Raw genomic sequence first — 13,328 nt, 5'->3', positions numbered from 1 at the left:
CCAAGAGTCGAGAGGCAAAACATTCGCTTGACCGAGCAGAACCCGTAAAGGGTTTCAGCTAGTCATGTCGGCGTGTTTCTTGAGAACTCAATAGTGTGTCGAGTGATTGATGCCAATTGTTTTTTGATTGGTTGTCAGTGAATGAGATTGTTGCCCAGGCTTTGTGTCTGGGTGCTCTTGTTGTTTTTGATTGCCAGTTTTGGATTGTTTGCATTTTTTTGCGGAGAGTTTGATCCTGGCTCAGGACGAACGCTGGCGGCGTGCTTAACACATGCAAGTCGAACGCTGAAGCACCAGCTTGCTGGTGTGGATGAGTGGCGAACGGGTGAGTAACACGTGAGTAACCTGCCCTTCACTTTGGGATAAGCCTTGGAAACGGGGTCTAATACCGGGTATGACTGCGCATCGCATGGTGTGTGGTGGAAAGCTTTTGTGGTGGAGGATGGGCTCGCGGACTATCAGCTTGTTGGTGGGGTAATGGCTTACCAAGGCTTTGACGGATAGCCGGCCTGAGAGGGCGACCGGCCACACTGGGACTGAGACACGGCCCAGACTCCTACGGGAGGCAGCAGTGGGGAATATTGCACAATGGGCGAAAGCCTGATGCAGCGACGCCGCGTGGGGGATGACGGCCTTCGGGTTGTAAACTCCTTTCGCCATTGACGAAGCCTTTATGGGTGACGGTAGGTGGAGAAGAAGCACCGGCTAACTACGTGCCAGCAGCCGCGGTAATACGTAGGGTGCGAGCGTTGTCCGGAATTATTGGGCGTAAAGAGCTTGTAGGCGGTTTGTCGCGTCTGCTGTGAAAGCCCGGGGCTTAACTCCGGGTCTGCAGTGGGTACGGGCAGGCTAGAGTGTGGTAGGGGAGACTGGAATTCCTGGTGTAGCGGTGAAATGCGCAGATATCAGGAGGAACACCGATGGCGAAGGCAGGTCTCTGGGCCACTACTGACGCTGAGAAGCGAAAGCATGGGGAGCAAACAGGATTAGATACCCTGGTAGTCCATGCCGTAAACGTTGGGCGCTAGGTGTGGGATCCATTCCACGGGTTCCGTGCCGTAGCTAACGCATTAAGCGCCCCGCCTGGGGAGTACGGCCGCAAGGCTAAAACTCAAAGGAATTGACGGGGGCCCGCACAAGCGGCGGAGCATGCGGATTAATTCGATGCAACGCGAAGAACCTTACCAAGGCTTGACATACACCGGAATCATGCAGAGATGTGTGAGCCTTTTTGGCTGGTGTACAGGTGGTGCATGGTTGTCGTCAGCTCGTGTCGTGAGATGTTGGGTTAAGTCCCGCAACGAGCGCAACCCTCGTTCCATGTTGCCAGCACGTGATGGTGGGGACTCATGGGAGACTGCCGGGGTCAACTCGGAGGAAGGTGGGGATGACGTCAAATCATCATGCCCCTTATGTCTTGGGCTTCACGCATGCTACAATGGCTCGTACAGAGGGTTGCGATACTGTGAGGTGGAGCGAATCCCTTAAAACGAGTCTCAGTTCGGATTGGGGTCTGCAACTCGACCCCATGAAGTCGGAGTCGCTAGTAATCGCAGATCAGCAGTGCTGCGGTGAATACGTTCCCGGGCCTTGTACACACCGCCCGTCAAGTCACGAAAGTTGGTAACACCCGAAGCCCACGGCCTAACCGGTTTTCCGGAGGGAGTGGTCGAAGGTGGGATTGGCGATTGGGACTAAGTCGTAACAAGGTAGCCGTACCGGAAGGTGCGGCTGGATCACCTCCTTTCTAAGGAGCACTCACCCGCCTGTCTTTGTGCAGGGGTCACGGGTGGAGAGAAGACGCTTGCATCACCAACACTGTCCCGGGTTGTCCGGTGGTGGGTTGTGTGGTGGGTGTTGCTCAAGGGTGGAACATCAATCATGGTGCCTCGTGACCGCGAGTGCCGGCTCGACCGACTAGTACTGAAGACCGCTGATGTGTCCTGGGGTGACCTGGGGTGTGGGTGGTGTTCGTGGAGGGTTTGGTTGTGTTGGTGGGTGTGGTGTGGGGGTGTCGGCACACTGTTGGGTCCTGAAGGAACACGTCAGGGCGCTCCTTGTTCTCCCGGTTGCGGGGGGTGGGGGTGTTCGGTGTTTTTTCTGGTGTGGCATGCATGCCACTGGTTTCGCCTGGTTGGGTGGGGTTGGTGGTGTGGTGTGTGTGTTGTTTGAGAATTGCATAGTGGACGCGAGCATCTTGTTTTTTTGTGTCTTTGTGAATTTTGGTTGCTGCCTGCCTGTTGTGGTGGGTGGTGGTCAAGTTTTTAAGGGCGCACGGTGGATGCCTTGGCACCAGGAACCGATGAAGGCCGTAGTAATCTGCGATAAGCCTCGGGGAGTCGATAAACGGGCTGATCCGAGGGTTGCCGAATGGGGGAACCCGGCTGGAGTTATGTCCAGTCACCTGCACCTGAATGTATAGGGTGTGTGGAGGGAACGCGGGGAAGTGAAACATCTCAGTACCCGCAGGAAGAGAAAACAATAGTGATTCCGTGAGTAGTGGCGAGCGAAAGCGGATCAGGCTAAACCTGCGTTGTGTGATACCTGTCAGGGGTTGCGGCGTGGGGGTTGTGGGATGCGTTGTATTGCAGCTGACACTGTGGTGGGTAGTGATAAATCGCGCGTGTAGTCGAAGCATCTTGAATGGTGCACCGTAGAGGGTGGTGGTCCCGTAGACGAAACATGTGTGACTGCCTGGACGTTTTTTCCCAAGTAGCACGGGGCTCGAGGAATCTCGTGTGAATCTGGCAGGACCACCTGCTAAGCCTAAATATTCCCTGGTGACCGATAGCGGACTAGTACCGTGAGGGAAAGGTGAAAAGTACCCCGGGAGGGGAGTGAAATAGTACCTGAAACCGTGTGCTTACAATCCGTCAGGGCCTGCCCCGTTGGGGGTTGGGTGATGGCGTGCCTTTTGAAGAATGAGCCTGCGAGTTAGTGCTCAGTGGCGAGGTTAACCCGTGTGGGGAAGCCGTAGCGAAAGCGAGTCCGAAGAGGGCGTTCATAGTCGCTGGGTCTAGACCCGAAGCGGAGTGATCTACCCATGGCCAGGTTGAAGCGCCGGTAAGACGGTGTGGAGGACCGAACCCACTTCAGTTGAAAATGGAGGGGATGAGCTGTGGGTAGGGGTGAAAGGCCAATCAAACTCCGTGATAGCTGGTTCTCCCCGAAATGCATTTAGGTGCAGCGTCACGTGTTTCTTGCCGGAGGTAGAGCTACTGGATGGCTGATGGGCCTCACCAGGTTACTGACGTCAGCCAAACTCCGAATGCCGGTAAGTGAGAGCGTGGCAGTGAGACGGCGGGGGATAAGCTTCGTCGTCGAGAGGGAAACAGCCCAGATCACCAGCTAAGGTCCCTAAGCGTGTGCTAAGTGGGAAAGGATGTGGAGTTGCTGTGACAACCAGGAGGTTGGCTTAGAAGCAGCCACCCTTTAAAGAGTGCGTAATAGCTCACTGGTCAAGTGATTCCGCGCCGACAATGTAGCGGGGCTCAAGCACACCACCGAAGCTGTGGCAATCACACATTTCCCCAGCCGTCACTCGATGATGGTTCAGGGGTGTGGTTGGGTAGGGGAGCGTCGTGTCACCAGTGAAGTCCCGGTGTGAACCAGGGGTGGAGGTGACACGAGTGAGAATGCAGGCATGAGTAGCGAATGACGGGTGAGAAACCCGTCCGCCGAATAACCAAGGGTTCCAGGGTCAAGCTCATCTGCCCTGGGTAAGTCGGGACCTAAGGCGAGGCCGACAGGCGTAGTCGATGGACATCCGGTTGATATTCCGGAACCGGCGAAGGACCGCCCATATCGAGGCGAGGGATGCTAACCACCCAAACCAGTCACGTTCTGTCACCTTCGGGTGGTGGTGTGGTTGGGGAGCGTGGGACCCGATCTCGTAGTAGGTAAGCAAGGGAGTGACGCAGGAAGGTAGCCTCCGCGTGGCGATGGTTGTCCACGTCTAAGAGCGCAGCCCGATCGGTAGGCAAATCCGCCGATCATGAGGGTGAGGCTTGATAGTGACCACGAATGTGGGAAGTAGGGTGATCCTATGCTGCCTAGAAAAACTTCTAGCGAGGTCCGAGCCGCCCGTACCCTAAACCGACTCAGGTGGTTAGGTAGAGAATACTAAGGCGATCGAGTGAATCGTGGTTAAGGAATTCGGCAAAATGCCCCCGTAACTTCGGGAGAAGGGGGGCCCCAACCCTGAAGCTATTTACTAGCTAGGGGGGAGGGCCGCAGAGACCAGGGAGAAGCGACTGTTTACTAAAAACACAGGTCCGTGCGAAGAAGTAATTCGATGTATACGGACTGACGCCTGCCCGGTGCTGGAACGTTAAGGGGACCGGTTAACACGTAAGTGTGAAGCTGAGAACTTAAGCGCCAGTAAACGGCGGTGGTAACTATAACCATCCTAAGGTAGCGAAATTCCTTGTCGGGTAAGTTCCGACCTGCACGAATGGCGTAACGACTTCTCCACTGTCTCAACCGCGAACTCGGCGAAATTGCACTACGAGTAAAGATGCTCGTTACGCGCAGCAGGACGGAAAGACCCCGGGACCTTTACTATAGCTTGGTATTGGTGTTCGGTACGGCTTGTGTAGGATAGGTGGGAGACTATGAAGCCGCCACGCTAGTGGTGGTGGAGTCAACGTTGAAATACCACTCTGGTCGTTCTGGGCTCCTCACCTCGGACCATGATCTGGTTCAGGGACAGTGCCTGGTGGGTAGTTTAACTGGGGCGGTTGCCTCCCAAAGAGTAACGGAGGCGCCCAAAGGTTCCCTCAGCCTGGTTGGCAATCAGGTGTTGAGTGTAAGTGCACAAGGGAGCTTGACTGTGAGACAGACATGTCGAGCAGACACGAAAGTGGGGACTAGTGACCCGACGGTGGCTTGTGGAAGCGCCGTCGCTCAACGGATAAAAGGTACCCCGGGGATAACAGGCTGATCTTGCCCAAGAGCTCATATCGACGGCATGGTTTGGCACCTCGATGTCGGCTCGTCGCATCCTGGGGCTGGAGTAGGTCCCAAGGGTTGGGCTGTTCGCCCATTAAAGCGGTACGCGAGCTGGGTTTAGAACGTCGTGAGACAGTTCGGTCCCTATCCGCTGCGCGCGTAGGAAACTTGAGGAGACCTGTCCCTAGTACGAGAGGACCGGGATGGACGAACCTCTGGTGTGTCAGTTGTCCCGCCAGGGGCACCGCTGATTAGCTACGTTCGGAAGTGATAACCGCTGAAAGCATCTAAGCGGGAAGCACGCTCCAAGATCAGGTTTCCATCACCAACACGGTGTGAAGGCTCCCAGCTAGACGACTGGGTTGATAGGCCGGACGTGGAAGCACAGCAATGTGTGGAGCTGACCGGTACTAATAAGCCAACAACTTGACCACACAACACCCCTTCAACGGTTGTGCGGCATCAACACCAAAACCACTGAGAACACACTTGACAACTGACTGCTTGCGTCCACTATGCGAATCTGAAACAACACCCCACACACAACAAATGAAAGCATTGTTGTGTACGGCGTAACAGTTTCACCCAGTTACGGCGGTCATAGCGAAGCGGGAAACGCCCGGACACATCCCGAACCCGGAAGCTAAGCCCTTCAGCGCCGATGGTACTGCACCCGTGAGAGTGTGGGAGAGTAGGACACCGCCGAACAACCATTCAAACCCTTTCAGGGCCACCCCACGGTGGCCCTGAAAGCATTTACGGACCCAAATTCGGTGGACCCCCGGGATCCGTAGAGCGCACGTGCAGAGTGATGTGGCAGGCTGGGCGTCTTATGGCAAGCACCGTCACTGGGGTCGCATCGTCGCGACCCGCACCCCCGGCTAAGCCGCATCCCGCACGGCAGGCGCACGATCGCAACTCCTGGCGGGAGGTAGTAGCCCGCTGGGTCGGCCGGCTGCTGATGATCGCAGCGGTCTGGTCCCTGATTACCATTCCGCTGCGTGGATCGGTCTTCGCCGAATTCGGTGCCGACCTTCTGGGCCTGCTGAACATCCCCGCCGAACCCAGTTTCTTCATGGCCGGTTTCTTGGCCGTGCTGGCCGGGGGTGTACGCCGGCGGTTGCGCGCGGCGTACATCTGGTTGGTTGCGCTCTCGGCGGTGTCGGTGGCGGCATCGATCGCTCTGGTGGTCCGGTCCCAGGACCGCCCGGATTTCGTCGATGACCTGCGGCTGCGCGGCCTGGCGCACGAGTACGCGGTCTTCCGGACCGGTCCAGTCGCCTCAGTGATCGCTCTGATCATCGGACTGGCTGCCTTTGCCATCCTGCTGAGCTGTCGTAAGCAATTCCCTGCTCGGCTCAGTAAGAACGCGGTCGGGGCGGCTATCGGGGTGCTGATCGGCGGACTGTTCTTTTCGTTCGCGGTGACCTTCCTGCTCACCCTGCAATTCCACGGCACCCTTCACACGGTCGGCGAGAAGTTGCTGTGGTCGGCACGATCGACGTTCGGCATCGACTCCAACCCCGCTAACTCCGCCATCCTCAACGGTCACAGCGGTCTGCCCTGGGTGTACGGACTGGCGGGCGTCCTGTCCGCGCTCGCCCTGCTGCTGGCGCTGCTGGTTTTCTATCGCTCGGGCCGACAAGCCGAAGCGATCTCCGCCGACGATGAGCTGCACGTGCGTCGTCTCCTGTTGGAGTACGGCGAGGACGATTCGCTGGGCTACTTCGCCACCCGCCGGGACAAGAGTGTGCTGTTCTCCCACGATGGACTGGCCGCCGTCACCTTCCGTAACGAGGGCAGCGTGAGCCTGGCCAGTGCGGACCCGATCGGACGGCACGACTCGTGGGCCGACGCCGTCGATCTGTGGATCAAGCAATGCCGGGATACCGGTCGTTATCCCGCCGTGCTGTCGTCCTCCGAACGCGGCACCATGACCTACAAAGCGGCCGGTTTGCGGACCTTCCCGCTCGGCGACGAAGCCATCATCTCGGTGGAACGGTTCAATCTGAACGGTCCGGCCATGCGCCCTGTGCGCCAAGCAGTCCGCCGGGTGGAGCGGGCCGGCTACACCACGCAGGTGCGTCGGCACAGTGATCTCAGCCCTGACGAACTGGCGCTGATCGCCAAGCTGGCCGAGGAATGGCGCGGCGAGGAAACCGAGCGTGGATTCTCCATGGCTCTCAACCGGTTGGGTGACCCGGCCGACGGCCGCTGCCTGATCATCACCGCGCACGATACGACCGGGACGATCCGTGGCTTCCTGTCGTTTGTGCCGTGGGGCAGCAGGGGCGTTTCCCTCGACCTGATGCGCCGGGACCGGGCCGCCGAGAACGGCCTGAACGAGTACATGGTGTCCTGCCTGGTTGACGCGGCGCCAAAACACGGCATCCGGCGGATCTCGCTGAACTTCGCCGTGTTCCGGGAAGTCTTCAGCAACGCCGACCAGGTCAGTGCCGGTCCGGTCACCAAGGTCACCGACGCCGCACTCGGGTACGCATCGAAATTCTTCCAACTCGAAACGCTGTACCGCAGCAACGACAAGTACCAACCGGACTGGGTGCCGCGTCTGCTGTGTTACGACCCGGCGCTGACCGTGGCCCGTGCCGGTCTGGCGATGGGTACCGCCGAAGGGTTCGTGCCGGTTCTCGGCCCCCGGTTCCTGGTTGGACAGCGGCTGGCATCGGATCAGGAGCAGCGCTCGGAACCTGACTTCGTCGCGAAGGTGCGGGCCCAGGAGCAGGAACTGCTGGCCGCTAGGGCACCGGAGCCAGTGCTCAACGAGCAGCAGCGCGTCCGTCGCGACAAGATGGCCGCGTTGGAGACCGAGGGCCTGCAACCGTATCCGGTGTCAGTGCCACGCACCCACCGTGTCGCCGATCTTCTGCAGCAGTATGTCGACCTACCGGCTGACCAGATCACCGACGAAACGGTTTCCATTGCCGGCCGGATCCGGGCGGTGCGGGATTTCGGTGGGGTGGTGTTCGCCGTACTCGATGATGAGGCGGCCCGGATCCAGGTGATGGTCACCGAGGACGGGACGCCCGACCAGGCTCGCTGCTCGTGGCGGTCAGCCACCGATCTGGGTGATCTGGTGAGTGTCACCGGCCGGATCGCTACCTCCCGCACAGGTGAGTTGTCGGTGCTGCTGGACTCCTGGCAGCTGGCTGCCAAGTGCCTCTCGCCGATCCCCACCTTGGGCACCACTCTCAGCGACGACCTGCGGGCCCGACAGCGGACCCTGGAACTACTGTCCGATCCGCTCGCGATGGAGGTGCTGAAGAAGCGCTCGATCGGGGTGCGTTCGATGCGTAAGACCCTGCAGGACAGTGATTTCCACGAGGTGGAGACCCCGATACTGCAGACCGTGCACGGTGGGGCCAACGCGCGGCCGTTCACGACCCACATCAACGCCTACGACATGGACCTCTACCTGCGGATCGCTCCCGAGCTGTTCCTGAAACGGCTCGCGGTGGGCGGGATGCAGCGGGTCTTCGAGCTGGGACGCAACTTCCGCAACGAGGGCGTCGATGCCACCCACAACCCGGAGTTCACCTCGTTGGAGGCCTACCAGGCGTACGCCGACTACAACGTGATGCGCGAACTGGCCCGTGAGGTCATCATCAATGCGGCCATTGCGATCCATGGGTCGCCGGTCGCGTCCCGCAAGCGGGACGACGGCACCGTTGAGCTGGTCGACCTGTCCGTGCCGTGGCCGGTGAAGCCGGTATACCAGGCGGTGTCCGAAGCGGTCGGTGTCGAGCTGACGACGGCTACGCCGCGGGAACAAATCGTGGCTGTGTGCCGTGACAAGGGCCTTGAGCTGGACGACCGGATGACGGCCGGGCAGTTGATCGCGGAGCTGTACGACGAGTTCGTCGAAGGGCAGACCACGTTCCCGACCTTCTACACCGACTTCCCGGTGGAGACCTCGCCGCTGACCCGGGTGCACCGCACCGACCCGAAACTGTCAGAGCGGTGGGATCTGGTCGCGTGGGGTGCGGAACTGGGCACTGCCTACAGCGAACTCATCGATCCCATTGATCAGCGGCGCCGGTTGACCCAGCAGTCGCTGGCTGCGGCAGCCGGTGACCTGGAGGCCATGGAGGTCGATGAGGACTTCCTGCGATCGCTGGAGCTCGGTCTGCCGCCGACCGGTGGGCTCGGCCTGGGCGTGGACCGGGTGATCATGATGATCGTCGGCGAGCAGATCAAGGCGACGTTGGCCTTCCCGTTCGTGAAGCCTCGTACGATCAACGGGTGACCCGCCCGCTCATCGGTCTGACCAGCTACCACGACACCGTCTCCCGCGGTGTCTGGGTCGACCAGGACTCGGCGTACCTGGGCTACTCCTATGTCGCGAAAGTCGCTGCGGCTGGCGGCATCCCGCTGCTGATCCCGCCCGTCGACGGCGCGGATGAGGACTGGGCGCGCGGCGTACTGGAAGCTCTGGACGGTCTGGTGCTCAGCGGCGGGGAGGATGTCGCGGCAGCGCGTTACGGTCAGGATCCACATCCGGCCGCCCAGGAACCCCACGCGCAGCGCGACGACTGCGAGCTGTTGCTGGCGCGGGTCAGTCGCGATGTGAACCTGCCCGTGCTCGGCATCTGCCGGGGGATCCAGGTGATGGCGGTGGAAGCCGGTGGAACGTTGATCCAGCATCTGCCGGATGAGTATCCCACCATCGACCACCCCTCTGCCGGAGGCGTCTTCGGGTCTCACCCGGTGCAGATCGAGCCCGGGTCGATACTGTATGAACTGCTCGGTGCCCGGGTGGAGGTGCCGACCTATCACCATCAGGCGGTGCAGACCGCGCCCGGCTATCAGGTCGTGGCACGTTCCGACGACGGGGTGGTCGAGGCAATGGTCGATCCGGCCGCGCGTTGGCGCGTTGGGGTGCAGTGGCATCCGGAGGAGGCGGCCGATCTGCGGATCTTCGAAGCGTTCGTAGCGGCGGCTACTGGAAGTCGCGCGACTGCGTGACCACGCTGATCGGCAACGCCTCGATCCGGTCCGCCACCACATTGGTGACCCCCTCCGGCGTGCGCTCCAGGATCCCGCGGATCACCATCGCTGGCGCGGTCCGGGCAGTACGCCGGTAGCGCTGCCAAACCCCTTTGCTGACAACCACATTCGCTAGTCCGGTCTCGTCCTCCAGGTTGAGGAAGGTGATCCCGCTGGCGGTAGCGGGTCGTTGCCGGTGGGTGACGACGCCGGCGACCCGGATGCGTCGACCGGGCTCGGCGGTGGCCAGATCGGTGACCCGGAGGACTCCGTCTTTGACCAATCCGTCGCGGGCGTGCCGCATCGGATGGTCGACCGGGCTGATCCCCGTCGACTGCAGGTCGTGGATCAGCACCTCACCGGTCGTGAGTTCTGGGAGCAGCGGCGGCTGATAGGCCTGCTGCACGGGCAGCTGATCACTGCGTACGCCGGCCGTAGCCCCTGCCTGCCACAATGCTTCGCGACGGGTCCCGGCGATCGGTTCCAGAGCCCCGGATAGTGAAAGGGCTTCCAGCTGATCGGTTTCCAGGTGGCAGCGCCGAGACAGATCGGCCATGTCAACGAAGGGTCGCCGGGCTCGTTCGGCCACGATCCGCTGTGCCAGATCGGCACCAATGGCGCTGATGTCCGCCAGACCCAGCCGCACGGCGTACCCGCAATCTCGTCGGTGACTGGCTGAGTCGTCCGGTGCGTCCGGATCGAACGGCGGCATGGTGGTGGGATCGGCATCGTGGCGGCAGGCCTCCCGGCCAGGTCGGTGGGCGCCGGTCCGTTCCAGGTCGGCGTACACCCCGGAGCGCACGATGCACGGGCTGAGCACTTCGACCCCGTGCCGGCGCGCATCGTGGGTGAGGGTCTGCGGCGAGTAGAAGCCCATCGGTTGGGCGCGCAGCAGACCGGCGAGGAACGCGGCCGGGTAGTGCAGTTTGAGCCAGGAGCTGGCGTAGACCAGCACCGCGAAGCTGAGAGCATGCGACTCGGCGAAGCCGAAGTTCGCGAAGGCCTCGATCTTGGTGTAGATCTCGCTCGCCACTTCGTCGGACAGGCCGTTGGATCGCATTCCGGCGTAGAGCTTCTCGCGCAGGGCATCGATCCGCTCGACGCCTCGTTTGGAACCCATCGCGCGGCGCAACAGGTCGGCGTCGGCCGGTGAGCAGTTGCCCACCGCCATCGCCATCTGCATCAACTGCTCCTGGAAGAGCGGTACGCCGAGGGTGCGTTGCAGGACCGGCTCCAATAACGGGTGGGCGTAGGTGACGGGTTCCTCACCGGTGCGGCGGCGGATGTAGGGATGGACCGCGCCGCCCTGGATCGGGCCGGGACGGATGAGGCCGATCTCGACGGCCAAATCGTAGAAGCAGCGTGGTTTCAGCCGGGGCAGGGTGCCGATCTGGGCCCGGCTCTCCACCTGGAAGACGCCGATCGAGTCCGCCCGGCAGAGCATGTCGTAGACACCCGGCTCCTCTTTGGGGATCGTCTCGATCCGCCAGGTCTCGCCCAGATGCTGCGCGGTCAGGTCGAAGGTGTGTTGCACGGCGGCCAGCATTCCCAGGCCGAGCAGATCGAATTTCACCAGACCCATCCACGCGCAGTCGTCCTTGTCCCATTGCAGGACAGTGCGATCGGCCATCCGGGCCGGCTCGATGGGGCACACCTCGCTGACCGGGCGGTCGGTCAGCACCATGCCACCGGAGTGGATGCCCAGGTGCCGGGGGAAGCTGAGCACCTGGGTGGCCAGGTCGACCACCTCGGCGGGGATGTCGTGGTCGCCGCTGCTGACCTCGGCGCCCCACCGTTCGACCTGACGGGAATAGGCATCCTGCTGACCCTGGCTGTGCCCCAACGCTTTGGCCATGTCGCGGACGGCGTTCTTGGGGCGGTAGGTGACCACGTTGGCGACCTGGGCCGCGTTACGCCGGCCGTACCGGCGGTAGACGTACTGGATCACTTCCTCGCGGCGGCGGGAGTCGAAGTCCACGTCGATGTCCGGTGCTTCCTCGCGCAACTCGGACAGGAACCGCTCGAACGGCAGCCCGTAGTAGATCGGGTCGATCACGGTGATCCCGAGGACGTAGCAGACCGCTGAGGCCGCAGCGCTGCCTCGTCCCTGGCACAGGATGCCGCCGCGGCGGGCGAACTGCACGATGTCGTTGACGATCAGGAAGTAGCCGGGGAAGTCTTTGCGCTCGATCACGTCCAACTCGCGTTCCAACCGGGCCTTCGCCTCCGCGCTGAGGGTCGGCCATACCCGCGCTGCACCTCGCCAGGTCAACTCCCGCAACCAGGACATCGGCGTATGACCCTGTGGCACATCCTGTTTCGGAAGGCGGGGACTGGCCGCGCGCAACGGGAACGCGCACTCGTCGGCGATCTCGACGGTGCGTTCGATGGCACCAGGAAACCGGGCAAAGCGACTCAGCAACTCGGCGCCGCTCTTGAGGTAGGCCTGGCCATGGGCGGGCAGCCAGCCGTCCAACTCCTCCAGACTGCGCCGGGAGCGCACCGCCGCCAGGGCGGTGGCGATCCGGAACTGCTCCGGGGTGGCGTAGTGCACCGCGTTGGTCGCCACGACCGGTGTGTTGGTGACCGCGGCAACCTGCGCCAACTGGTCGCAGCGCACCGAATCGGCGGGCGAGCCGTGATCGGTCAACTCCACGAAGACGTTTCCGGCCCCGAAGTGCTCCTGCAGGACGGCGACCTCGCGGGCAGCGGCCTCGATTCCGTCGCGATCGAGGGCTCGTCGGACAGCACCCTTGCGGCAGCCGGTCAGCACCACCCAGCCGCCAGCCGCTTCGGCAGCCACCCGGGCGAGATCGTGCACCGGACGGCCCTTCTCGGCGTCGTGGGCCAGGTGGCCGTCTGTGAGGGCCCGGGACAACGTGCGGTAGCCGTCGTTGCCCTTGGCCAGCACCAGCAGGTGATCGCCCTCCGGGTCGGCGACGCCGTTCTGCGGTGTGCTCAGGCCGAGGGAGAACTCGGCACCGAAGCAGGTCCGTAGGTCGATCGCGTCCTCGGTTGCGGCGTACGCCTCGGCGGCTTCGGCGAACCGGACCACGCCGTAGAGGCCGTCGTGATCGGTCAGCGCCATCCCGTGCAGACCCAGCCGTGCCGCCTGGGTGATCAGTGCCTCGGGGGAGGAGGCGCCGTCCAGGAAGCTGTAGTGCGAGTGGGCGTGCAACTCGGCGTAGGGGACGTTCGGCCCCTGGGTCAGCTCGAGGGCGCGCGCTTTGAAGGCGGCTCGTTTGCGGGAGAACCCGGGGGCGTCGCCACCATCGGCGGGGTACTTCTTGGCTTCTGGCTCGGGACGGATCCCTTGGGACAGAGCACGTTCCAGCTGCCACCAGGGGATCGCCGGGTTATTGAATCCCACGGGT

General features: G+C 62.0%; 3 protein-coding genes and 3 rRNA genes. 5 read left to right on the top strand and 1 reads right to left on the bottom strand.

Annotated elements, in window-relative coordinates:
• Nucleotides 1-217: 217 nt before the first annotated feature.
• The 5 genes from DR843_RS12075 (at nucleotide 218) to DR843_RS12055 (ending at nucleotide 9,933) form a co-directional block, all read left to right on the top strand.
• Nucleotides 218-1,747: ribosomal RNA gene (locus DR843_RS12075) — 16S ribosomal RNA — on the top strand.
• Nucleotides 1,748-2,254: 507 nt separating this feature from the next.
• Nucleotides 2,255-5,384 (top strand): 23S ribosomal RNA (locus DR843_RS12070).
• A 156-nt stretch (nucleotides 5,385-5,540) separates the two neighbouring features.
• Nucleotides 5,541-5,658 (top strand): 5S ribosomal RNA (gene rrf / locus DR843_RS12065).
• The 16S, 23S and 5S rRNA genes sit together here, the layout of an rRNA operon.
• A gap of 124 nt (nucleotides 5,659-5,782) precedes the next feature.
• Complete coding sequence (lysX, locus tag DR843_RS12060) at nucleotides 5,783-9,214, top strand: bifunctional lysylphosphatidylglycerol synthetase/lysine--tRNA ligase LysX (protein ID WP_109686150.1); 3,432 nt, start codon at nucleotides 5,783-5,785, stop codon at nucleotides 9,212-9,214.
• Nucleotides 9,211-9,933 carry a gamma-glutamyl-gamma-aminobutyrate hydrolase family protein gene (locus DR843_RS12055; protein WP_109686148.1) on the top strand — a complete coding sequence of 241 codons (723 nt, stop codon included), beginning with the start codon at nucleotides 9,211-9,213 and terminating at the stop codon, nucleotides 9,931-9,933. Before lysX ends, DR843_RS12055 begins: the two co-directional genes overlap by 4 nt.
• On the opposite strand, the gene DR843_RS12050 is transcribed toward DR843_RS12055, so the two are convergent.
• Entirely contained in the window at nucleotides 9,908-13,324 is a 3,417-nt protein-coding gene (locus DR843_RS12050) for an error-prone DNA polymerase (RefSeq protein WP_109686147.1), read from the bottom strand. The two genes, DR843_RS12055 and DR843_RS12050, sit on opposite strands and share 26 nt — an antisense overlap.
• Nucleotides 13,325-13,328 lie beyond the last annotated feature (4 nt).

It is taken from the genome of Branchiibius hedensis (assembly GCF_900108585.1).
Lineage (GTDB): Bacteria > Actinomycetota > Actinomycetes > Actinomycetales > Dermatophilaceae > Branchiibius > Branchiibius hedensis.
Note: the sequence above shows the minus strand (reverse complement) of the source record. Positions and strands in the feature narration are given on the sequence as shown.

Excerpts from the sequence above, each read along its gene's own strand:
- lysX (WP_109686150.1), top strand. The coding sequence starts at position 5,783 with ATGGCAAGCACCGTCACTGGGGTCGCATCGTCGCGACCCGCACCCCCG.